Source organism: Planktothrix paucivesiculata PCC 9631, assembly GCF_900009265.2.
GTDB classification, from domain to species: Bacteria; Cyanobacteriota; Cyanobacteriia; order Cyanobacteriales; family Microcoleaceae; genus Planktothrix; species Planktothrix paucivesiculata.
Map to the genome: position 1 here is coordinate 112478 of NZ_LR734992.1, position 23060 is coordinate 135537.

The following is a 23060-nucleotide window of genomic DNA, read 5'->3' on the forward strand; positions in this document are numbered from 1 at the left end:
TTCCTCTAGTTAAAACGAGGAAGAACATCATCTAGGCGAAGTTGCAAACTTTTGAACAGAGGAGAAATAATCGGTTCACCTAGACGAAATTGTTGCTGGGTGTAATCTTCATCAATCAGTTGACAAACCGTAACAGTTGGTTGTTTGGGTTTACCAATAAAAGCGACGCCACCTAAACCCCGATAATCTACAATCCAATATTCAGAAATTCCAAAAAGAGCATATTCTTCAACTTTTCGGGCATAATCTGTTTCCCAGTTTGTACTCACAACTTCCACAACTAATTTAATAGAGCGCCCTAGCGTAATAACAGGTTCTCTTTCCCATAATGGTTCACTAGAAAGTGCTGTTTCATCTAAAACAACAATATCAGGACGACGGGCGGTTGCGACATCAGTAAAAGGACGAATTAAACAAGTTCGGGGAATAAACCAAGGAAGTTTTTCTGTTGTAATAGCAATACCGATTTGAGTAGCAAGTTTACCACTGACGGTTTCGTGGGGGCCGGTTGGTTCCATTTCAACTAATTCTCCGTCAGCAAGTTCATAGCGGGGATTATCACCATATTGAGCCAGGAAGGTTTCAAACGTTAAAAGTGTTTCTAGGGTATAAGTCATTATAAAACTCCTCTATAAAATTATCAGTTATCAGTTATCAGTTCAATACGCGAATAATTGAAACTGATAGCTGTTAACTGATTAATTAAGGGTACAATCCCAAATTGCCAGTCCCCGTCGTTTGAGTTCTGCAACCATCAAAAGATGTTGGTCTAAATTTGGGTTACTTTTGACGATCGCTACTGCCATTTCACGAGCTAAATTTAGCAAATCCTCATCATCCAGTATATTAGCTAGTGCAAATTCCGAAATTCCCGACTGGCGATAGCCCATCACAACACCTGGCCCCCGCAGTCGCAAATCCATCTCTGAGATGAAGAACCCATCAGTGGATTTTTCTAAGACTTGAAGCCGCGCTTTGGCTTGTGCGGTTTGGCTGGTATTCAGCAAGAAGCAATAGGAACCATGGGAACCTCGACCCACACGACCTCTTAACTGATGCAGTTGAGCTAAACCAAAGCGCTCGGCATGGTCGATTAAGATAACGGTAGCATTGGGAACATCTACCCCAACTTCCACAACCGTAGTAGAAACCAAAATTTGGGTTGTGTTGTCACTAAAGGCCCTGAGAGCTTCATCTTTCTCGGCTGATGCCATGCGACCGTGCAGCAATCCCACCCTAAATTCAGGGAAAATTTGGGTTGATAATCGCTGATATTCTGCAACAGCCGCTCTTAAATCTAGTTTGTCTGATTCTTCCACTAGAGGCAGAATGACGTAGGCTTGGCGACCTTGAAGTACCTGATGACGGATGAAATTATAAGCTGGAGTACCTTGGTTAATCACTTTGGTTTGGATTTTCTGTCGCCCAGGAGGTAATTCGTCAATCTGGCTAACATCCAAATCGCCGTGCAACGTCAGTGCTAAAGTACGGGGAATCGGAGTGGCACTCAGGGTCAGGACGTGAGGTTTATTTCCCTTGTTCAGTAAATCTTGTCGCTGCTGCACTCCAAATCGATGTTGTTCATCAATAACAACCAAACCGAGTTTGTTGAAGTTCACTTTCTCTTGCAGCAAGGCGTGAGTTCCCACTAATAAAGAAAGTTCGCCTGTCTCCAGTTGAGCATGGATTTCTCTACGCTTGGCGACTTTAGCAGAACCTGTCAGCAATTGCACAGAAACACCCAAGGGTTCAAACCACGTGACAATTTTCCTATAGTGTTGTTCAGCAAGCACTTCTGTAGGAGCCATCAATGCGGTTTGATAGCCGGACTGAATCGCAACTAGAATCGCAGCAACCGCAACAACGGTTTTTCCTGAACCCACATCCCCTTGTACCAATCGGTTCATCGGGGTTTTGGAAGTCATATCGTTGAGAATCTCATTGATAACCCGACGTTGAGCTTTGGTGAGGGGAAAGGGAAGTAGGGAGTAAAACTGTTTGAGTAGTGGGCCAGTAGGAGTAATCTCAGTTACAGCCGAATTTACGAACCATCGATGGCGGCGCAGAAGGAAGGAAAGTTGGAGATAGAAAAACTCATCAAATGTTAGGCGACGACGGGCCGCTTCGAGTTGAGGTTCATTGGGAGGTTGGTGAATGAAAGCGATCGCTTCTTGCAATTCCATTAAACCCGGTTTCTGTCGGAGATATTGAGGTAGAGGGTCAATGAGTTGTTGGACAGCTTCTAAAGCTGAGGATACCGCATCTTGAATAATTTCATGACTGACCCCTTTTGTTAATGGATAAATCGGGATAATTGAGTTTTTCGTATCTCTGGCTTCATCAAGGTCAATTAATCGGATTTCAGGAGAAGTTAAAACTTTGCCGTAATAACAATCCGGTTTAACAACTCCTGATACAGCAATAATACTTTGATGAATATAGATTGAGTTTTGCTCGTTTCTCCACTGCTGAGATTGATAATAGGGATGGTTAAAAAAACGTTTACAGGCAATATTACCCGTTTTATCCCTAACGATAAGGGTCTGAATGGTTAAGCGAGGATTTTTGGGCGGACTGATGATTTCGTGTTTCTTAATTTTACCAACAACGGTAACAGAATCACCAATTGTTAACTCTGATATTTTGACTCGTTTGTACTTGATATAATCACGGGGAAAGTGAAACAATAAGTCAAAAATGGTGTTAATACCCAGTTTTTTGATCAGGCGGCTATTAATTTTGCTTAATCCTGATAAATGATGAACAGGTAAATGCAGATTCATGGACTTTAAGAATTGGTGTTAAAAGCACTTCTGTAGCTGCGTTAGCAGCGAAGGAACTAAAACCAATCTTGCTCTTTTTCATCAGGCTAACCATTGTCTAATACTGCCTAGAATCGAATAATAATCACGGCTAGGATAAGCGGGTTTAGAACAGGCACTTTTCCAAATTCTCTCTCGTTCGTCATCATCAACCGAAGGATTACAACGATTGCTATACTGCTTAAACAATTTGTAAGGAGTCGGGAAATAATTTATTCCTTGTTCATCTAATAAACTAGCAGTTCCCAGCAAGTTTCTAGCTAATTTATAACCCCCACTATTACGATTTCCTAGATAACCGCCTTGGGTGATCAGAGTTCGATTATCTTGAGTTAAACAGATCAAGAGAGGAATTGATAATTGAGTGCCTAATTTTAGAAGTTTTGGAGTTTTACTTATGCTTTTATAAGAATCTTTTATTCGGGTGTATTTGCATCTATTAACCCTAGAATCAATAACTGATTTATTCTCAATTTTATTCTTAAGCACCTCCTCTGGATTTACCGGATCTCCTGCTTGCTGTTTGTGGAAGAATTGAACCCATTTTTGCCATCGTGGTTCTTCTAAACCGTAAGGGAATAAACCGGTAGAATTTAGCAATTTATTGATTAATTTGGGGCTGTATTGATTACCCAGACATTGCTCAAGTGTAATAGGAACCGGAGAACTTAACGTTCCATTAACCATTTTACAACGATATAATCCAGGTAATCTCATTGCCCGTGCTAAGTTACAGATTGCCGGATCTGAACCTTGAATAATCGTTAATTTGCGGTTTAACAGTAACCATTGTTTCGGAGTTAATGGTTCACTCGCTCTAAAATAAACATGGAGTGATTTTCCGCCTGTGTAGACAACTGCTGATGGAGTTAAACCCGTTCTTTGCTTAAGATTTTCAATGGCTTCTTGTTGATAAAAAATTGATAAATTATCAATTTCATAAAAGATGGAGTGACAGTTAATGACATGAGCATTGCTAATCCCAACCGTTGGTTGATTCGGATAAAAACAAACCGTAGCTCCAATTTTAGACAAATTTTGTGCTAGTTTGAATCCATCTTCATAAATTTTAGTTGTGGGTTGCCAGATTGTATTTCCTTTTTGATCTCGTCCCCCATAACAGCATCGAGTTAAAGCAAATCCAAAATTAGTGATCTCACCACAGAAAATATATTGGCAATAAAATTTTTTGTTTCCTCGTAGATAAGTTTTCCAACGATAGGGTGCGGGAATATCTGGATAATTCCATGAAGCTCGAATCCAAATTTTAGAACCCAGATTAAACCCGATAGTGTGTAAAAACTTAATACAGCTTTTCCGTTCTGATTCACTCATATTAAAACCTTGTATTAGTTGAAAAATCAATCACTTGAATCGGCAAATTCTTAATCTTATGCAGCGTTTGCTGCCTAGGTCAAAACTTATTGTTTACCAACAGTTAATAGTCTTTAGTAACTGAATACAGATGCGCCAATAGCCTTACGGTATGGCTTCGCTCAGGCGGGTTTCTATAAAGGAGTGACTGTAAAGATAGTTTTGAATTTCAGTTTTGATGGAATTGGGCAACAGACACATCACAGCACCCAATAACTTACAAAGGGTTGGGACAGAAGCCATCGCTAAAATACGCCTGAATGTCCTTCGGCCATAACTTTGCGCCCAAGTGACGACTTCAACAACCAAATCCGATGGTGTAATTTCTCCACTTTCGAGAGATTGGACAACGAGGGGGAGATAAGTTTCAGCAATCCATCGGGCATCATCGGGCAAATCAGAAAGTTGACTTTTGCTATTAATACTTTCTAATAACAAAAGTAAACTTTTTTTCAGGAGCCTGAACCCTATACCCAATCGGTCTTTAAGGTTATTGGTGATCCCACTTTTAGTAATTCCGAGTAGGGACGCGATTTCGTCGATAGTGGCGACAGTGCCGCTTTGAATGGAATGCCAGAGTGCTTCAATAATTCCCCTTTCGGTTTGAGCGCCTTTAGAAGCCGCTTCAGGGGCATAATCATCAATCTTCTCAACGGTGACGGTTGCGCCGGGGAAGGCTAACCGGATTTGACTGATGGTATGCTGATCGAAGTCTGCAACTAAGTAACTGTGAAGTTGTTCATTGGGACGGAGGTGGGCGCGAAGTCGGCTAACGTCTTGAATGAGTTCTGAGGTGATTTTGCGGTTGACCCATTGGCCATATTGCCCGATTAATTTTTCAGGACAGTTAACCCATCCCCCTAAAATCTGATATTCAGCCCCAATTCCCCCTAAATTAGGGACAGGTCTACCAATACTAATCAGGCTTTGAGTATTGAGGAATTGGTTTGAACCCCTGGTATCCCGATGCCAGTACCCCAATTTCAAATCATCTGTTAAGTCTTGATAATGATCGATGGCGGATTTATGGTCAATTAATCCGATATTGTGACCTTGTTCTTTGTGAATTTTTGCGATCGCTTCAATGCCAATTCTAATCCGTTGCTGTTGGGTGTCTCGTCGCTGCTTTCCACAATTTCCTAAGCCTTTAATTAGATGAATATGCAAGTTAGGTGTGCAACGTTGAACCTCTCTTACTTCTAAAATTTCATTCGGATTAATCCCTAAACTGAAGGCGTAATCTTCTTTAGATTGAGTTGCATCTAACGCAATCGAAAACCCTGCATTTTTAATAATATTACGATGGCGTTTAGCCAATTTAGTTATCATTAATTTACCATTATTAATTCTCAAATTAATTCTTTTATTTCCCGTTACGCAATCGATTAAAATAGGTAGCCAAGATGGAATAATATTTGCTTTAATTGCAGCTTGTTTTTGTTGAGGGGTGTCAAGAGAATTAAGGTATTTTTCATAATTCTCAAAAATCTTATAACATTCTTTTTTCAAATCCTTGAGGGAAGGGGCGATCCAATTGGTTCCACTAATTTTAATCGCAGTAACTTCACCATTAATCATTTCATAATCCCAGATAGGAGTACCCCAAACATTATCTGCTTTCAACCAATCATCAGCATAAAGTTCCCAGATTTTTTGGTTTAACTCATCAATAGATGGCATTAATTCCATTACTTGATGATGATAAATACCCCATTTATATTTTTCTTGATCAACTTCTTCTAACGCTTGATAAACTGCCATTAAAAGGGGACGTAATGCCTTGAAAATGCGTTCATCATCTCGAAGTTGCAATTTAGATGCTGTTTTGATAATCTCATCAACTTTAATAGTGATTTGATGAGCATTTTTAATATTTTTATCGGATTCTTCAACAATTAAAATGTCATCTTTTGAAGGAGTCGGAATCGAATTAATATCGGCTCTAATTAAAGGTTCATAGCTTAAAGTCTCCCTACGATTGAGTAGAAAAGGACAGCCCTGACTCAGTAGTGGGCAAGATTGACAAATGGGTGAGTCTTTCCCTCCAAAAACAGGTAATCCAAGTTCAGAAACCGTTAAAAAGGTGTCATTTTCAGGACAATTAGAAGGGATAGTAATGGTTCCATTTTTTTGATCTAAACTTGTAGCTCGAATGATGTAAGGCTTGCCCAACGGAGTACGCCGACTGAAATCATAAACTAAACCATTATGGCGCGATTCGAGGTCAATATAGTTGCCTTCAATGGTAGCATTGGTGGGGTTTCGATGGTCAGGAGATAAGTAGAAAATACGAGTTTTATTCTCAGTTTGATCTGGATCAATTCCAAAGGTTTCTAAGTTAATTAATCCAGCATCATGAGATTTACCATGTCCAGCAGGAGTTGAATCTTTAAGATATTTATATCCTCTTTCATACGCTTCTTGATAAAAAGTTAATCGTTCTCCTTGTTGAATGATAAATTGAGGATGTCCTAATTGTTGCCATTCCTCAACTATTGGGAGTTGTCCTGGAATATAAGGCATGGAAGTTAGAAGCGGAGGTTTCCAAAGAACAATTGCCGTTGATTGGAGAGTTGGAATTGAGGTCGTTTTTGGGATTGAACTAGCTGCAAATTCTGTTGTTTGATCAAGTTTTTTACCCTTACGGAGATGGTGGCTATAAAACTGTTTTAAGGTTTGGGTTAATTCCTCTTGGAGTTGTGGAAGCTTGAACTGTTCAAACCATTCTGTTTGAGAAAGAGTTAAAGAATGAGAATCTCCCGCTTCGGGAATTCCTGCCCAAGTTTCAAAGGAAATCAGGGTAGCTTGATTAAAGGTTTGAATATCAATTTCATCGATATCTAACCCTTGAGATTTAAGTTGCTTTCCTTGACCCCAATCTCTAATTTCAAGGGTATATCCTAATCGTTTGATAAACTGATTAAGTTCTCGATATTGCCTCAAAACTTGGGGATTGAGGAGAGAACCGGCATCAGAATTTAAGACGATTCTTTCCGGTTGAATTTCTTCAAGAATCGCTTGGAATTGTTCAGGAGAATGATGCCAATTCACTCCCCCCGCACCGACTACGGTTAAGTGATGTCGCCGTGAAGCGATTAAGGGTTTTAACGTTCCCTCAATAAGGTCTAAGTTTCTGGAACTGGTTTGATAGAACTGTAACGGCAGTTCTCCATTTTTTAAATGAGGCCGGACAAGGTGTTTATATTTGCCATCTTCTCGATTATCAGATGCGAGTTGAAACCCAATAATTAATCCCTTAAAACTGAATAAAGGAATGAGAAATCCATCATTTTTAATTTGTAAGGTTAGTCCATCGATACTGATACCTGGAAAATTAGGATTAACAGGAATCATTAAATGTTGATAGCCAGTGACAGATTTAAAGCCAATTGCTTCAATATCTGCATCTGTTAATCCTCGATTGAGTAAAGATTGACGGTGACGGGTACTTAATCCCAGTTGTTTGAGGAGTTTTCGAGCTTCTTTGTCTCGTTGTTCATCGGTTAAAGCGGTTGCTTGGCGCTTCCTCTGCTGTTTTTTTCGTTCTTCTCGTTGTCGTTGCCATTGTTCTCGTTGTTGTTGGCGCTCTTGTTCGGTTTGGGACGTGACAGCGACGACCAGGGAACCCATACCTCCTGTGAGTTCCTTTTTCCAAACCCAGCCAGATGGGACATTATTTTTATCGGTTCGCAAACAGAGGACAGCGACATCGGACAAAATCTGACATCCGTGATCTTTTCCACAGACGGGACAGGGATTGAGGCGATTGACGTAGTAAGCTTTAGCCATTAGCCTTCACCTCCGGTTGTCGTGTTGAGGGAGGCGAATGCTTTATCCCGTTGATGAATTAGATAGGGATAATTTTTTTTTGTAGAGTTTTGTTGCGGTTTAGGGGGGTTAGGGTATAGAATCATAGTTAAGGTTTTTTAATGCACCCTTCAAGGGTGATGAACGTCCCACACCTTTGCCTTCGGTTAACTTGCTGGAGAAGCGTCGAAACTAATACAGCTTGTTAGAGATTAGGTTTTAGGTTGGGCTTTTTTCTGAAATAGTTAAAAATGACCGTGTAGCTGTTCGAGCAGTTACACGGTTTTGTTTTGATTGCAGAATCGACCCAGCCGATTGACCATACAGCCACCGAACCGTTGTGAGTTAGACTTTCCGGTTGGCATCTTGAATAGGTCAAGAATGACATTGAGTTCAGATGAAACCCTAGTAGAACTGGCCATAAGTTTTGACGAATAGTTAATTCTTTTTTCCAATATACTATAAATCTTTGAAAGCGGACACAATTTCTGCCATCAATGAGAACTATTGCTATTTTTTATGTTTTCAGACAATATTTTTTAGATAAAAAGATGTTGTTAATGTACTCTGTCTAAAAGAATATTTTTAACGATTGATTATCAGAGATAGTCTTATTTAAGCTGAGTCTCGGGTAGACAAAAATTATTTAAACAATAAAAATAGTTTATTGCTTATTAGTTTAAGTTAATACCCTGAGTCCATTGTTCTAATTCTTGCTGTACTAAATTTCGAGTTTGATCAGTTTCAGGTAATGAATTGTTTATTTCTGATTCTGAATTGATTAAAAGCTGATTCCAGCCTCCCATACCTGGATTAATTCGTTGAGCTTGCGGGAGAATCTCAATAATTTGTTGAGAGACTTGCTCGCCGAATTCATCCCCTTTTAAACCAACGATTATAGTGGGAATATCCCTTAAAAAATCTATTGGTAATGAAGATGGATCATCAATGCTTAAGTACAAGGTCGGTCTAATATTAAAATCAGGATCTAAAGCGATCGCAGACAAGGTTTCTATCGGATCACTGGTAATAATAGCTCGTTCAATATTATGTTGAGTGGCTATCCAGAAAATGCCTGTTTCGTCATCCTCAGTCTTAGCCAACGGCATTTTCAGATCAGGATTAATGGAAAATTTTCCATTAGACTCTAAAGTACAAGTTCCCCTGTCCTCTCCAGCCAATGTGCGGAGGGTAAATACAGCACGGTTGTGTTCATCTGCATTAATCCATCCCTTGTCGTGTAACAAATCTATCAATTCAGACGGTAAACTGCTATTTTCTATCAATCTTTCTCGTAAAAGTTGCCAAGGTGATGTTAAATTCTGCTGATGATTTTCTAAAGTTTCAGTAGGTTGAATTGTTTCAGTAAGTTGAATTGAAGGATCATCAATAGAGTCTGATTGTATTAAGTTAAAGTTGCTATTATCGAGATCCTCTACAGGTTGATTGACTAGATTCTCATCAGTCCAATTTGATAAGGCTAAATTATCTGGGTTAGTTTGTGGGTTAAATAAATCATTAAAAGATGTATTATTTAACTCAACAAATTGAGAATTTTGGCTATTATCTAAACCACTAAAGATTTCTTCAATTTCTTCTGAGTTTAAGTTAGAATAATATCTAACTCCTCGATATTTTTGAAGTCCTTTGAAGGTGTAAGATTTCCCTAAATGAGTGCCACTAAAAGCAACATCACCCAACTTATAACTAATCCCTAATTCTTGGCGGGGTGTCGGTTTAATTCTAACACTAATTCCTTGCTGGGTCAGCCGATCAACTAAAACCATCATTTCAGGTTGGTCAATTGTAGCTTGATCAAGAACGGTTTGTAGTTGCTCTCTAGTGCTAGTTTCTCCAGTTCTAGCTAATTGTCTACATTCGCCTGTGGTGGGAGAACGACGTTCTTTTTCCCAACTGCGGACAGTGGGTGTTAACCCATATTTTTCTTCTAATTGTTCAATTAATTTCTCACTGCGTCGATAGTTCCAACTATCAGAGACACAATTGCCTTTAATATTTAATTTAATCCGACTCGCCGCAATATGAATATGATCATGATCACAATCTGTATGGCGAATAATTGCAAATTGATTTTGATCAAATCCCATTCCTTTGAGATAATCTAAACCAATATCAAGCCATTGAGCATCGGATAAAGCTTCACTCTTGGGAACACTTAAAGCTGCATGATAAACCGGTTTTTGCACTCGATTGTTCAAATGGAGAAAAGAGCGAAACTCCACAGCTAATTCTTGTGGTGTTTTTCCCATCATATTGCTTCCAATCAAAGAAGCACCTTCTTTAGAAAAGAGGTAATTGAGCAGTTTGGTGAAGTTTTTACCGATGATTTGTTTGCCAATCATTTGTTAAAATAATATATGTAATGGATAAATTTTAGTAGCTCAAGGAAACTACTTAAGAGCTTATTTATTCCTATTGCCACTGGCTTTTTAATTGTTGATTTATGATTTTTGGTTTCAGGTGGCTAAAGTTAGTCATGTTTAGCTTATTGGTTTTTAAGAAGGAAAACGCTCTATCTTACGGTCATCCTTTGCTAACTCGTAAATCAGCCAATCGGTTGATTTATTTTTTTCGGTTGCAACTTAATAGCTGGCTCAACAAATCTGTGAAGTCTGGAAATCCCATATTTGCAGGAAAATTCTCATTTGTGTCAAGTTTTCTTGTAAAAAAACTTGACAACTATTGAAAAGGTTGAATAATGGAATTAGTGCGTATCCAGGTTTAGAGAATGAAAAGGAGCCGAGTTAATACCGCAGCGTTAATTCGTAGACAAATTGAAGAAGGAGGAGAAAGCTATTGGCGACACTCGGATTTCTCTAATCTGCCATCAGCAGCAGTTAGCAAAGCTCTCTGTAGACTGGTAGCAGATGGAGTTTTGGAACGAGTCAGCAAAGGGCTTTATTACCGTTCTCGCCCGACTCGATTCGGTCGTAGTCGTCCTTCTCAACATGAAATCCAAAAGCTACTAACTAAACAGAATTTGCATCCGGCGGGATTAAGTGCTGCTAATTTACTGGGATTTACAACTCAAAATTCAATCCAAGGTGAGTTTGCGACTTCTGCCAATAGTGTCCCTCGCACCCTGATTGGCTCTCGTGTCCGACTTTATACTCGCCGACCTCAAACGTGGAATAACTTGGAAGCCACTGATGCTGCGCTGCTTGATTTCTTAAGATATAGGGGGAATTTGAGCGAGTTGTCCCCAGCAGAAACGAAGCGACGGTTACTGGATTATTTTCGAGATGGCGATCGCTTTGAACGATTAGTATCCGTAGCAGATGCAGAGCCTCCGCGAGTTCGAGCCATGCTCGGAGCAATTGGTCAAGAACTAAGGAAAAGTCCACAAGAACTCGAAAAACTGCGAAATAGCTTAAATCCAGTTTCTCGATTTAATTTTGGGAAGTTAAGCAACCTGCGCTATGCCAAGGAGTGGCAAGCAAACCGTGAAACTATTTGAACACCCTGATTTTCATGATGCTGTGATAGCAGCTAGAGGACATTTTGCTCACCTAGGGCTAACCGAGCAATTTATTGAGAAAGATTATTATGTTACTGAAGCTCTAAGAATTGTAGCAACTCGATGGCCAAGTCAAGTGATTTTCAAAGGCGGAACCAGCCTTTTGAAGGGATGGAAATTAATTGAGCGGTTTTCAGAAGATATCGACTTGTTTTTGAACCGACAAGCTTTTGTTCCTCCTCTAGGTGCCAATAGGGTTGATCGAGAACTGGAGGCGATAGAAGCTGCTGTGGAAGATCATCTAGGTTTGACAGTCGAACCAACGTTGGGAAGAAGAAAGCGGGGGGTTTATCGCAATAGTTATTTTATCTATACTCAACAATTCTCGGGCATTGAGGCAATCGCCAATCGCATTTTCCTAGAAATGGGAACCCGCAGTGGCACTTACCCCACTCAAACTGTCCTGCTCTCCTCATATATAGCTGAGTTTCTAAACCACATCGGGCAAAGTCTAGATACAGAAGATGAATCACCTTTTCCCATGCTATTGCTGGATTTTCGGCGCACCTTTGTCGAGAAGTTATTTACGATCCACTCAAAGGTCATCAAGAGTCAGGAACAGGGGCAATTAATTGGGGCATATGCTAGACATTACTATGACCTGTTTTGTTTAGCCAAGCAGCCTGAAGTGCAGAAACTACTTGAAAACGAGGAATACAGCCAGCTTAAAGAAGACTGTGATTGTATTAGTCGAGAATACTTTCCAGATTACAAGCCACCCGAAGCGATGAAATTTTCAAACAGCTTGGCTCTATTCCCAACGGGAAGCCTGCGCCAAACTCTCAAGAGAGAATATGAACAGCAATGCAGTAGGCTTTGCTATGGAAATTATCCAACTTGGGATGAGATAGAAGCTTGCTTTGAAGGACTTCGTAGCCAGCTTTAATCTCAATGGAAAATTTTCCATTCCTACAATTAAGGTATTCTTGCGATTGCTACAAACAATTCCGGTTTCTACTTCTTGGTGCTTTTGCGGTTTGTATAGACGCTTGATCCCGCAGCAGTCCAACGTTTGGGAAAATTCTACGCCATAAGTTCTATTTTGCGGCTTTAGAGATTCGGACAATTGGTTGAGGGAGGGAGAGGGCGCAAAAGGGATAACAAGTAGTAAGGATGCTGTAATGTCCTGTCAATCTACTTGTGGGGAAAACTTTTGATATGACTAAAACCTCTACAAATCTCACAGAGCCTGATATTACAGTGGCATTTGATTATGGAGGGTCGCTCACCAAGATTATCTTTGCGGGAAAAGACCGACAAGTTCGGCTTCTGTGCATGGAACCGGAAGTAGTATCTGTTCCACGAGAGTCAATTTTGGGTTATACCAGAGACCAGTTAGGGTCAGCCGATCCTCAAAACACCGCTTGGGTTGCTTTCAGGAATGATTACAGAGCCGTTGGCTATTTGGCTAAACAAAGGTTTCATGCGAATGCGGGGCTATCGGAACTCAAGTATGAGCGGGCTTTACATAAAACTTTGGCGGCTTTGTGGGTGATTAAGGAAAAACAAAAACTACCTGGGAATTTTACAGTGGCGATCGCCGCGTTGTTACCCCCTGGAGAATATGAAGATCGAAGTCGGTTTGAGCGGGTACTGCGCGAAGCATTAGCAGATTATCAAACTCCGACGGGTCGCATGAGTGTGGAGTTATTGGTGTTTAATTGCAAACCCGAAGGAGGTGGCATTTATTTAATGCACAACAAGAAAGCGGGTTCTGGAATTAAAGAACGGGTTTGTGCGATCGCTATGCTGGGCTACCGCAACGCGAGTCTGCTAGTTGCTCAACGGGGAGATGTGGCCCCTGGAAAAATGAGTGATTTGGGCTTTATTCGGATGGTCGAGAAAGTCTTGGTTAAAACATCGGGACAAACTGCGGAGCGATTAACCCCAGCAATTGTTACCGCAGGGAGTGAATTTAAGGCGGCACCTTTAATGCGATTAGCCCGCAGCACGTCTCGGGAAGGGCGGGCGGAGGAAGTGCAGCAAATGCTCCTAGCTATCAAGGAAGCTCGTCCCGAATATGTCCGAAGTTTAACCAGTTGGTTAGATGAAAATTTACCCCCGGATTGTGATGAGTTGGTGTTTTGTGGAGGAACGGCCGCTTATTTCAAAAAAGAGTTAAACGAATACTACGATCGTCTCCCGATTATTTGGAATGCGGATATTTCTATTCCAGTTGTTTTGGATAAAAAAGGACTGGGCGATCGCCTCAGTGATGTTTATGGAATGTTTGTCTACTTTAAAACGGTTTTGAAGAAACAGTTCAATTCTAAGTCCTATAAATCCCTTGAGTCTTTGTCAGAAGGTTCCCAAAAGCAGGAGGTTAAGGCTCATGGCTAAACAAGAAAAGATAGATTTCGTTTGGCGATATCAACCTTTAAAAAATACAACTGATGGCGTGTTACTCACTTACCTTAAACAGAATGAAATTTTGCCCATCAGAGAAATGATTCTCCAGTCATTGCGAGCTTACTGGCTACCATTAGCTTATCAACGAACAGGGGAAATTAATTCAGTTGTGTTGGAACGAATGTTTAGAAAAGCCGTGTATGCCTTGGAGAAGCACGCTTTGTTTTTGTGTGACCAAGCGGGTATTGATTATTCTTCCAATTTGCCACATCTTTACCGAGAAGATGGAATAAAAGCGACTTGGGATTCTGGTTTGATTCACTCTAATGAATTGACAACTGATAATTTATTAGAATTAGTAGGAGGCGATGAGTTTAATGATTCAGGTTTTTCATGATTAGAAGCTAAAAAAGTAAGGAGTTGATTAGAAGTAAAACCCATTTTTATTTCTATAAAATCAAGTAATGGAGTAGCAAAATGGCAGGTCGGAGTAGAAGAACCAAAGCTCAATTAGAACAGATAGACCCTACAACTGAACAAGCTGAAACATCAGGAGAAGTATCAATGACAGTAACAATAAAATCCCCAAGTCATTTAGGCGAAAATGGATTGGAGACTGTTGAGAAATACCCTACTAAAATTCATTTGATTGATGGAGAAAAAGGCGGTGTAGGTAAGAGTTTATTTGCAAGGGTTTTAATCCAGTATTTTATGGATAAGAAATATCCTTTTTTAGCCGTAGATGCGGACAGATCTAACCCCGATGTCTCTCGAATTTACGAAAGTGTTTGTCGGGAAGCTTTATTTAGTGAAGATGAGAAGAAATTTTATGAAGCGGACAAAATTTTTGAGTGGGCTTTTGACAATAGCATTATTGTCAATTTACCGGCTCAGGTTTATCCGGTGGTGACGAGTTGGATTGAAAAAAATAACTTAATTGAGTTAGGCAAACAATCCCAAATTACATTTTGTAAGTGGTTTGTTTGTACAGGAGGTTACGATAGTGTGCAGTTATTTTTGAAATCAGTACAACATTTTGACAAAAAGATAGCTCATGTTTTAGTTCGTAATTTTGGGTTAGAGGACGATTGGAGTTCTGTAGAAGAAATGGAAGAAGTCCAAAATGTGATTAAAAAATATGATGTTAAAGTCATTGATTTCCCTAAGTTTTATTCACGAGAAAGAAATGCCATTGATGCGAGGGGAATTACGTTTGAATTAGCTCGGAATAGTCAAGAATTTGGGGTATTGGGACGGCAACGAATTAAGTCGTTTATGTTATCAGCTTACGAGGCGTTTGAAACGACGGGGATGTTACCGTGAGTTATGGTGCTGTTGATACTAAATCGTTACTGGATATTGCTCTGGAAGGTCAATCCGAGGAATATCGGCGTAAGGTTTTGGAATTGGCTTTTAAGGGGAAAATTGAGCCAACTGACCCGATATTTTTGATTTTATTAGCAACGGGGCGATTGGAAGTATTGATTCAAGAAAGCCCGAAACCAGAGGATTTTGAGTTAGCATTTGACCGTTGGGTAGGGCGGATTAATAAGACACTGGCAACTTATGAACGAGTAGCCGTTGAGAAGCAAGAAGGGCAAATTGCTGAGGCGGTGAATTCTCTGGTACGTCAGACGGAATTAACAAAAGTAGCGACTTCTGCCCGTTCGTTGATAGTGGCGGCGGGTATCTTATTGACGACGTTGGGTGTCGGTGCTTTGATGGGATGGATGGGTGTGCTTTGGTCACAAGGGGGGTTTGCGCCGGGGGAAGCGGTTCATCTGACTCAGGAACAGGCGGAGGCTTTGCGGTGGGCGACTAGCGGTGAGGGGAAGTTTGCTCGGAATTTGATGAGGTGGAATTCGGATAGTTTGACTGATTTAGAGTGTAAAAAAGATGTTGAGCGCTTGGGGGTGACTTTGGAAGTTGCGGGTAGACCAGCTACTTCGGGGTTTTGTACGATTTGGGTGGAGCCAATAGAAAAACGTAGGTTTAAGGATTGACAATTAACGGATCAAATCCATATTCTGCGATAAGATTATTTAAGGTATCGACTTCTATTAGGAAGAAAAAGTGTTGAAATAGTGTAATCTTTGGACAACCTATTTGTGTCAACACAAATGTACCGACTTCTATTAGGGATAAATAGTCTTGACACTGAATCTCTAAGACATGAAAATTAGAATTATATGAGGTAAAAATATGTCCCCATCATTACCGACGGAATTACCTAAATGGTACGAGCTTAAAGAGGGAAAAGAAAAAGGATGGATACCGGAAACAAATCAAGTTGATATACCGGAAGTCCGAGACGCCTGGAATGGAACAATTTACCCAGAGGCGGGTAAAAATTTTACGGTAAAATTAGATAAGTTACAGATTCTGAGTCCCATTCAAGTCGGTGGGGGGAGTTTTCCAGAAGGAGGAATTTTACCCGCACAAATTGGCGGCGTTCCCTATATTCCGGGTTCTAGTGTACGGGGTTCTATGTTAAAATATATTAGAACCATTTGGTCAGAAATTCCAACGGAAGAACAACAATTTTGGTTAACACTTTTAGAAGCCGATTTAAAAGGTTGGCAACCTCGGAAAATCCGGTTTGAAAGTATTTTATTAAAGGATTTAAAAGCCTTTCCTCTGTATGCTCAACAGCAATGGCAAATTTTTGATCAGCCTAGTAAGGACTTGAGTTTACAATGGCAAGTTTCTCCTAAACCTCCCCATCCTCAACCCGATCGCTTTCGCTTACAAGTTTTATTAAAAAATCCCCCTAAACCTGCGGAAAAAACTTGGTTAGAAACTCGCCTCAAGGAAATGTTAGAACAACGAGGAATAGGACGGGGGACGGCTTCGGGTTTTGGACGGTTGGCGGCTAGTGTTCCGACGGGAAAATGGGAATTGCATTTAACCGGAATGAAACCTTGTGTGCGACCGCACAATAGAGAACAAACCGGACAATATCGCTGGAGCCCGCAAGTTTTACGAGCGACTTTAAGGGGTTATTTTATCCGCTTTGCTTTAGATTTTTTACCACGGAAACAGGCTGAACTTTTAACCGAAAAATTGTTTGGAGGGTTGGGAACTTTAGCTAAATTGCGGTTAACGAGTTATCTGTATCGAGTTCAAAAAAATTCAGGGGGAGATGGTTATGCGAATATTCCGGCTAAAACTGCCCATGAAACTTGGATTATTAATGTTGATTGTAACTCCGAATATCATCAATTAGTGGGGGATTTATTAAATTTAGCGAGTCGTTTAGGGGGACTTGGCCCCGGTTGGCGACGTCCTCCCCATCGTTTAGACCGTTTTGGTGGGTTTCGGGGGAGTGAATTTACGGTGACGCAGTTGGCGTCTGACTCTGGGTTTACGAGTGATCCGGCTTCCTATTTAAAGCAACTTAGCCACAGTATTGATCAGCAGGTGCGTCAACTGGGGAAAGTTTGGGGTTTCCCACCGACTAAAACCCCGCAACCGGGACGCATTTGCAGTATTTGGCGGGGGGAAGCGGACGCCTGGGAAGACTTGGTGCATGGGGTGTGTAGCACTCAGGCGGCTAACCGTCCGGTTTGGTGTGGGAGTTCTGAGCGCCGACCTTCGGGGTATGCGGTGCGGGAACATTCGGGTTTTTGTTTGGTGACGGTTTTTGATCCGAATGTGGAGAAAAGTTTACCTGAGTTGGAGTTTAGAAAAATTTATAGTTGAGTTTTGCGAGGCTGAGGGAAAATGGCTGTAATGTCGATTCTGCTGTTGAGAGCCTCGCTGCTGCTCTGGGTAAGGGTTGTGGCGGTTTGGATGTTGGGGAAATTGGGGTTTGAGGGGATGATTTTTCTGAGCCTCGCAAACGGCGTCTGGATAGATTGCTGCGTCGGGGTTGTACAATAGAGGGGTAGCGACTTCTGTTAGGAAGAAAAGGTGTTGAAACAACGATGATCAAAGCCAGCGCCTTCAGCTAATGCTTTGTAGCGACTTCTGTTAGGAAGAAAAGGTGTTGAAACATGACCCTGTATCATCTTTTGTACATTCCCATGTCTTACCTCGTAGCGACTTCTGTTAGGAAGAAAAGGTGTTGAAACTCCTTACCATCTTGTTTGATAATCACATCCACAGAGGCATGGTCAATTGGTAGCGACTTCTGTTAGGAAGAAAAGGTGTTGAAACAATGAAGTATAGGAGCAAGTGCATAGAACATAGCTCTAGTAGCGACTTCTGTTAGGAAGAAAAGGTGTTGAAACTGAATAATCCGCTTTTGCAGGATCGAAGCATCAGATATGTAGCGACTTCTGTTAGGAAGAAAAGGTGTTGAAACCCTAACCGACCGTTATGCACGTTGCAGATTGAACCACCAGGGTAGCGACTTCTGTTAGGAAGAAAAGGTGTTGAAACGGGATTGTAACGGGTCGGGTTTGTGTTGTTTTGGGTTTCAGTGTAGCGACTTCTGTTAGGAAGAAAAGGTGTTGAAACCCAACACGACTATTAAACACTGGTTGATATAACTCAGTGTAGCGACTTCTGTTAGGAAGAAAAGGTGTTGAAACCAAATGTGAGCATATGAGAAGTGCTTTCATTCAATTGAATTAAGTAGCGACTTCTGTTAGGAAGAAAAGGTGTTGAAACACAAATGCTCTATTAGCTAAATAATTAGGCATTTATTTTCTTAGTAGCGACTTCTGTTAGGAAGAAAAGGTGTTGAAACTGGTTCAAGCAGGGAATATGTGAAGCATTCCGAATCTTGTAGCGACTTCCATTAGGAAGAAAAGGTGTTGAAACATAACATCCTGTACCCCTTTGACGGTAATAGCTTTAGGGTGTAGCGACTTCCATTAGGAAGAAAAGGTGTTGAAACCCTTGTTTTAATCCGATGGTTCCAAGGATAGTGGTTGTACCAGTAGCGACTTCCATTAGGAAGAAAAGGTGTTGAAACTCTACTTTTAGAATATGGGCGATTGCCCAAGCAAACTCACTATGTAGCGACTTCCATTAGGAAGAAAAGGTGTTGAAACAAAAGGCAAAATCCAAAAAATCCATAAATCGTTCCTGATGCTGTAGCGACTTCTGTTAGGAAGAAAAGGTGTTGAAACTGAATGATTCTACTTTATCAGGACGGTTCTGATTAAAGGTAGCGAGTAGCGACTTCTGTTAGGAAGAAAAGGTGTTGAAACATAATCTAAATCTTCGTTTTCGTCAACTCGTTTGTTTACCACAGTAGCGACTTCTGTTAGGAAGAAAAGGTGTTGAAACACCGTAGCTAATCGACTACAGTTTTTACCAATATCAATCAATGTAGCGACTTCTGTTAGGAAGAAAAGGTGTTGAAACTCAAAGTATTTTGAGATATCAGGATCATAAAACCCTTCGTGAGTAGCGACTTCTGTTAGGAAGAAAAGGTGTTGAAACATTTCAAAATCGTTATTTAGATAATGATACCGCTTGAGAACGTAGCGACTTCCATTAGGAAGAAAAGGTGTTGAAACAATTTGAGCATTTGCTCTTGTTTTTTCTCATCCCAATTATGAGTAGCGACTTCCATTAGGAAGAAATTGAATAAAATTTTTGCTAATGGAAGCCAAAAAAAAGAGGCAAATTTTTATCATTTTTGCCTCTTAATTAATTTTAATTAAACCCAAATTAAACAGGCAATTTAGAGTCTTTCACGTCCTTAATTCGCATTGTCCAGAATTGAATCGTATCAGAAATTTCTATTAACAAATCCGTTAATAAAACCTGCTGATTAAAATTCAAACTTCTGAACCGTTCTTGAAATTGTTCCGTTGTCATATCCGCCTTAATATTCAGATGAGATCCGACAATATTACACAACACCACTCGCGCCACACCCCAGGCAAAATAACTGGGTTCATTCTTCTCAACTTCTGGGTTCTTGGACACTTTGCCACCTAATAAAATCGGAGAACGAGACATCGCCCAAAACCTTTCAACGCCCCAACTTGCCACATAGTCACTAATTCCACTAGCTTTATTTTGCCAGTCATCAAAAGAATCTGCTTTTGCATTCAGCAGTTTAAACACCTCTCGATCTAACTCATAGGATGTCACCGTCATGATATTTACTCCTTAAATCTTTTCAATTAAAATTCGACCAAAACCCACACTCCATAACCCGCCTAAATAATGTTCATCGTGGAGAAACTTTTCCCATTCCTCGACATTTTTAACCTGACCCCGTGTAGTCCAAGATGTTAAAAAAACTGCCCCCGGAGGAAACCCTTCCACCCCAAACAAATTTTTAACTAAATTGCCCTTTTCGTCCGGTTCATCATGCAAACTAACACGGGGTTGACGGACTAACCCCATATCAACTAATAAATTAATACTGGTGTCAGGAACAATAATTAAGCGATCGCTCGGAATAGAACTGGGAACAGGCAATTTTTGCCCTTCATTCGGGTTGCGATATTGTACCTTTTCTAACTTCAACCACCGCAGATAAACCGTTTGATTTTGTAATGTTTTATCCGTGATAAAAACCTTTGTCCGATCTAAATTCAAGGGCGACTGTTGAGATAATTGTTGAAAACGGTTTAACCACTGTAAACAACTCACCCACCAGTTGCCATAACCCAAGACATGAACGGGCCACCAAACGGGCCAGCCCCACCCTAATGCGATCGCCCCTGGGGAAATAGCGTTATCCTGACCCCCAAACCAATGATTAACAAAATTGCCGTGGGTGTGTTCCGCGTGTTCGCGCAATGCACCTCGCAGGGAACTCCCCGGAATAGCCGGAGTGCGATCGCTCAACCGAAAAATGGGGTTATTATTCCCTCGGCTGCTACTATCCGCGCCGCCAATATGCACAGGTTCTTGACAAATTAACCATTCTGTACTCATGATGCCCTCCTTAAAATAACCATAAATGTCCATAACCCAAGGCATCCCGATGAAAGGCATCAGGATATGGCCCGGACTCCAATAGCGGAGGCGTTCCCTCCCATAAATACACCGCCCCCGCAGGCGTCATCCATTCCCCCGGCGTCAATACCGAAACCCGACGGTTAGGGTCTTTGCGATCGCGTACCTTCTTCCACGACTGCCAAGGAACCCCCATTTCCGCCGCGTAAGCCTTGACCCCTGGGGGTTTGGGGACAGAAATCTTCCGTCCGGGCTGTTGCCATAAAGCGGCCGTGAGTAAAATTCCCCCTTGGGGTTGGGGACAGGAGGCCGTTAACCATTGCCAAGTGTTCTTTTCCTGAACAGGGCTAATATTAACGGGGGTTCCCGCCCCCAATATTCCCCAGTCGGGGGGTTGATAGTCGCCGATAATTTTGACTAAAATTGACCATCCGGGGGCCATTAAGGTCGTTTGTTCCGCAAAAAATCCACCCTCCTCCACCACTTGAAAGTCTTGGCGACGGTTATGGCTGAGGGTAAGGGACTGCCAAGGTAAAGGCTGAAGCGTGTTATCGGGGGCTGTACCCGACTTAAAAATCCACTTTTGCTCTTGCCAAAATTGCTGTAAAGTGTTACCCGGAATTAAATATTTGCCTCCGATGACTTCTATTTCCTTGCCTTGGTGTTCCGGTTGCACCTGCCATTGCTCGGTATTTGTCCACTGCATTCGATACAGGTTTCGGGGTAAGTTCCCGGCAGTGATATTGAGATCGAGGCTATAAACGGGCAAGGGTAAGGGAACATAGAGATTAGGGTTATATTCCCAAAACGGCCCCCAGAGTTGACTCTGACTGGGTAAATTTAAACAAGCCGCCAACTGATGCCCATTCGGGGGCCAGCGACAACCGACTTGACCGCTATTTTGTCCGACGGGTGTTAAATTGCCGATGGTGATCGGGCCACTGGGAATAATTTTGTACCATCCGGTCATCGTTTCATCTCCTTTAAAAAGGGAATAGGGAATAGCTGGGAATGACCTCTCCCCCAGCCCCTCGACCGCATGGAGAGCAGGGTGTTTTCATTGTCGGGGGTAAAAAAGAAAATAAAAGTGATCTTTTTTTGGTAAAATCAAAGAAAGATCACTTTTATTTGATTTTAAAAAACTATGTTAAACAGTATAATCGAACAACTGAAGTTAGTCAAGGATTTTCGGAAAAATCGTGGTAAAAGACATGAATTATGGGTAGTGTTGACTATCATTGTTTTAGCACTGCTAACTGGCAATGTTACTTATAAGCAAATAGATAATTTTAGAAAAAATGAAGAAAATAAGCTAATTAAATTATTAGAAACTAACACTAAAAAATTGCCGTCTTATAGTACCATAAGACGAGTAATGCTCGGAATAAATTCAATAGAAATTCAGTTGGTTTTTCAGTCAATAGTCCAGGAATATTATTGGCAACAAGAAGGCGTTGATTGGATTGCGATCGATGGAAAATCTTTAAAAAACACCCTGACTAACTATGAAAATCAGAAACAAAATATGTTAATTATGGTATCTTGGTTTAGTCAAGAAACAAAGTTAGTAATTAAATCGGAAAGTTTTGAAAGTAAACAAAGTTCTGAAAACGCTAAAGTTCTGTCTATGATAGAAAAATGCGGGTTATTAAATAAAGTATTTACCCTCGATGCTCTCCATTGTAGTAAGGAAACAACTCAGGCAATAATTGAGAGCAAAAATAATTATTTAATTACGGTAAAAGGGAATCAAATTAAATTGCACAATCGGATCAAGATTTTAGCAGAAATCGAAAAACCTTTAACGGTATATGAAGAAAAAGATGTCAGTCATGGGCGAAATATTAGCAGAAAAGTATCAGTATTTGATAGCCAAAATGTCAACCATAAAAATTATCCTCATCTTCAAAGTTTTATTCAGGTAGAAAGAACGGGTTTTCGGGGTGATCAAGAATATAATGAGACTTTATATTATATTAGTAGTCAGAAATTAAGTGCGAAAACATTTGCAGAAAAAATTAAAGCACATTGGTTAATTGAAAATCAAGTACATTGGGTCAAAGATGTGAATTTTAATGAAGATAAATCAAGAATAAAAGGCATAGACGTAGCCGGAAAATTCTCGTTATTAGTAACATTAATTTTGAATATATACAGAAGTTTGGGTTTTAGCTCAATAAAAGAGGGACAGTCATGGTTGGGAAATAATTGGGAAAAGATTTTAGCGATCGCCTGAATTAATTAAGTTTTTAAAACTATTTTTCTAAAAAAACATTCAAAATATTTAATAATAAATAGTC

At 40.6% G+C, this 23060-nt stretch carries 16 protein-coding genes and 1 CRISPR repeat array; of the genes, 8 read left to right on the forward strand and 8 right to left on the reverse strand.

Features of this window, described 5'->3' with window-relative positions:
• Window positions 1–5: 5 nt before the first annotated feature.
• The 5 genes from PL9631_RS03085 to PL9631_RS03105 all read right to left on the reverse strand — a co-directional run bounded on the left by PL9631_RS03085 (window position 6) and on the right by PL9631_RS03105 (window position 10366).
• Window positions 6–617, reverse strand: a complete 612-nt coding sequence (locus PL9631_RS03085; RefSeq protein WP_083616839.1) for a Uma2 family endonuclease — start codon at window positions 615–617, stop codon at window positions 6–8.
• A gap of 81 nt (window positions 618–698) precedes the next feature.
• Window positions 699–2783: an ATP-dependent DNA helicase RecG gene (gene recG, locus PL9631_RS03090; RefSeq protein WP_083616841.1), complete on the reverse strand. Its 2085-nt coding sequence runs from the start codon at window positions 2781–2783 to the stop codon at window positions 699–701.
• A gap of 81 nt (window positions 2784–2864) precedes the next feature.
• The gene (locus PL9631_RS03095) at window positions 2865–4157 is read right to left on the reverse strand and encodes a hypothetical protein (protein ID WP_083616843.1); all 1293 of its coding nucleotides are present in this window, start codon (window positions 4155–4157) and stop codon (window positions 2865–2867) included.
• A gap of 144 nt (window positions 4158–4301) precedes the next feature.
• Window positions 4302–7985, reverse strand: coding sequence for a hypothetical protein (locus PL9631_RS03100; protein WP_083616845.1), 3684 nt, complete (start codon window positions 7983–7985; stop codon window positions 4302–4304).
• A 692-nt stretch (window positions 7986–8677) separates the two neighbouring features.
• Window positions 8678–10366, reverse strand: coding sequence for a relaxase/mobilization nuclease domain-containing protein (locus PL9631_RS03105; RefSeq protein WP_083616846.1), 1689 nt, complete (start codon window positions 10364–10366; stop codon window positions 8678–8680).
• A gap of 386 nt (window positions 10367–10752) precedes the next feature.
• On the opposite strand from PL9631_RS03105, the gene PL9631_RS03110 reads away from it, so the two are divergent.
• The 7 genes from PL9631_RS03110 (at window position 10753) to PL9631_RS03140 (ending at window position 17592) form a co-directional block, all read left to right on the forward strand.
• Window positions 10753–11481, forward strand: coding sequence for a DUF6088 family protein (locus PL9631_RS03110; RefSeq protein ID WP_083616848.1), 729 nt, complete (start codon window positions 10753–10755; stop codon window positions 11479–11481).
• Window positions 11468–12427, forward strand: a complete 960-nt coding sequence (locus PL9631_RS03115) for a nucleotidyl transferase AbiEii/AbiGii toxin family protein (RefSeq protein WP_083616850.1) — start codon at window positions 11468–11470, stop codon at window positions 12425–12427. The genes PL9631_RS03110 and PL9631_RS03115 overlap by 14 nt, the downstream gene beginning before the upstream one ends.
• A 272-nt stretch (window positions 12428–12699) precedes the next feature.
• Window positions 12700–13881, forward strand: a complete 1182-nt coding sequence (locus tag PL9631_RS03120) for a ParM/StbA family protein (protein ID WP_083616852.1) — start codon at window positions 12700–12702, stop codon at window positions 13879–13881.
• Entirely contained in the window at window positions 13874–14287 is a 414-nt protein-coding gene (locus tag PL9631_RS03125; protein WP_083616854.1) for a hypothetical protein, read from the forward strand. The genes PL9631_RS03120 and PL9631_RS03125 overlap by 8 nt, the downstream gene beginning before the upstream one ends.
• Before the next feature lie 80 nt (window positions 14288–14367).
• Window positions 14368–15213 (forward strand): P-loop NTPase family protein, encoded by an 846-nt coding sequence (locus PL9631_RS03130; RefSeq protein WP_156090432.1) that lies wholly within the window; start codon window positions 14368–14370, stop codon window positions 15211–15213.
• Window positions 15210–15893, forward strand: coding sequence for a DUF6753 family protein (locus tag PL9631_RS03135; protein WP_083616856.1), 684 nt, complete (start codon window positions 15210–15212; stop codon window positions 15891–15893). The genes PL9631_RS03130 and PL9631_RS03135 overlap by 4 nt, the downstream gene beginning before the upstream one ends.
• Before the next feature lie 199 nt (window positions 15894–16092).
• The gene (locus tag PL9631_RS03140) at window positions 16093–17592 is read left to right on the forward strand and encodes an RAMP superfamily CRISPR-associated protein (RefSeq protein WP_083616858.1); all 1500 of its coding nucleotides are present in this window, start codon (window positions 16093–16095) and stop codon (window positions 17590–17592) included.
• A gap of 184 nt (window positions 17593–17776) precedes the next feature.
• A CRISPR array of direct repeats spans window positions 17777–19361; the repeat unit is 36 nt; unit sequence GTAGCGACTTCTGTTAGGAAGAAAAGGTGTTGAAAC.
• A gap of 154 nt (window positions 19362–19515) precedes the next feature.
• Here PL9631_RS03140 and PL9631_RS03145 read toward each other — a convergent pair.
• The 3 genes from PL9631_RS03145 to PL9631_RS03155 are packed head-to-tail and all read right to left on the reverse strand — an operon-like array spanning window position 19516 to window position 21730.
• A complete protein-coding gene (locus PL9631_RS03145; RefSeq protein ID WP_083616860.1) occupies window positions 19516–19950 on the reverse strand; it encodes a hypothetical protein in 435 nt (144 codons plus the stop codon).
• Window positions 19951–19962: 12 nt separating this feature from the next.
• Complete coding sequence (locus PL9631_RS03150) at window positions 19963–20739, reverse strand: RAMP superfamily CRISPR-associated protein (RefSeq protein ID WP_083616969.1); 777 nt, start codon at window positions 20737–20739, stop codon at window positions 19963–19965.
• A gap of 10 nt (window positions 20740–20749) precedes the next feature.
• Window positions 20750–21730 (reverse strand): hypothetical protein, encoded by a 981-nt coding sequence (locus PL9631_RS03155; protein ID WP_083616862.1) that lies wholly within the window; start codon window positions 21728–21730, stop codon window positions 20750–20752.
• A gap of 174 nt (window positions 21731–21904) precedes the next feature.
• Here PL9631_RS03155 and PL9631_RS03160 point away from each other — a divergent pair, with 174 nt between their 5' ends.
• Window positions 21905–22996: an ISAs1 family transposase gene (locus PL9631_RS03160; protein ID WP_083616174.1), complete on the forward strand. Its 1092-nt coding sequence runs from the start codon at window positions 21905–21907 to the stop codon at window positions 22994–22996.
• The last annotated feature ends 64 nt before the right edge of the window (window positions 22997–23060 follow it).

What these genes read in the sequence shown, in the direction of transcription:
- PL9631_RS03085 (WP_083616839.1), bottom strand. Translation starts at nt 617, where the DNA reads ATGACTTATACCCTAGAAACACTTTTAACGTTTGAAACCTTCCTGGCT.
- recG (WP_083616841.1), bottom strand. Translation starts at nt 2,783, where the DNA reads ATGAATCTGCATTTACCTGTTCATCATTTATCAGGATTAAGCAAAATT.
- PL9631_RS03095 (WP_083616843.1), bottom strand. Translation starts at nt 4,157, where the DNA reads ATGAGTGAATCAGAACGGAAAAGCTGTATTAAGTTTTTACACACTATC.
- PL9631_RS03100 (WP_083616845.1), bottom strand. Translation starts at nt 7,985, where the DNA reads ATGGCTAAAGCTTACTACGTCAATCGCCTCAATCCCTGTCCCGTCTGT.
- PL9631_RS03105 (WP_083616846.1), bottom strand. Translation starts at nt 10,366, where the DNA reads ATGATTGGCAAACAAATCATCGGTAAAAACTTCACCAAACTGCTCAAT.
- PL9631_RS03110 (WP_083616848.1), top strand. Translation starts at nt 10,753, where the DNA reads ATGAAAAGGAGCCGAGTTAATACCGCAGCGTTAATTCGTAGACAAATT.
- PL9631_RS03120 (WP_083616852.1), top strand. Translation starts at nt 12,700, where the DNA reads ATGACTAAAACCTCTACAAATCTCACAGAGCCTGATATTACAGTGGCA.
- PL9631_RS03125 (WP_083616854.1), top strand. Translation starts at nt 13,874, where the DNA reads ATGGCTAAACAAGAAAAGATAGATTTCGTTTGGCGATATCAACCTTTA.
- PL9631_RS03130 (WP_156090432.1), top strand. Translation starts at nt 14,368, where the DNA reads ATGGCAGGTCGGAGTAGAAGAACCAAAGCTCAATTAGAACAGATAGAC.
- PL9631_RS03140 (WP_083616858.1), top strand. Translation starts at nt 16,093, where the DNA reads ATGTCCCCATCATTACCGACGGAATTACCTAAATGGTACGAGCTTAAA.
- PL9631_RS03145 (WP_083616860.1), bottom strand. Translation starts at nt 19,950, where the DNA reads ATGACGGTGACATCCTATGAGTTAGATCGAGAGGTGTTTAAACTGCTG.
- PL9631_RS03150 (WP_083616969.1), bottom strand. Translation starts at nt 20,739, where the DNA reads ATGAGTACAGAATGGTTAATTTGTCAAGAACCTGTGCATATTGGCGGC.
- PL9631_RS03155 (WP_083616862.1), bottom strand. Translation starts at nt 21,730, where the DNA reads ATGACCGGATGGTACAAAATTATTCCCAGTGGCCCGATCACCATCGGC.
- PL9631_RS03160 (WP_083616174.1), top strand. Translation starts at nt 21,905, where the DNA reads ATGTTAAACAGTATAATCGAACAACTGAAGTTAGTCAAGGATTTTCGG.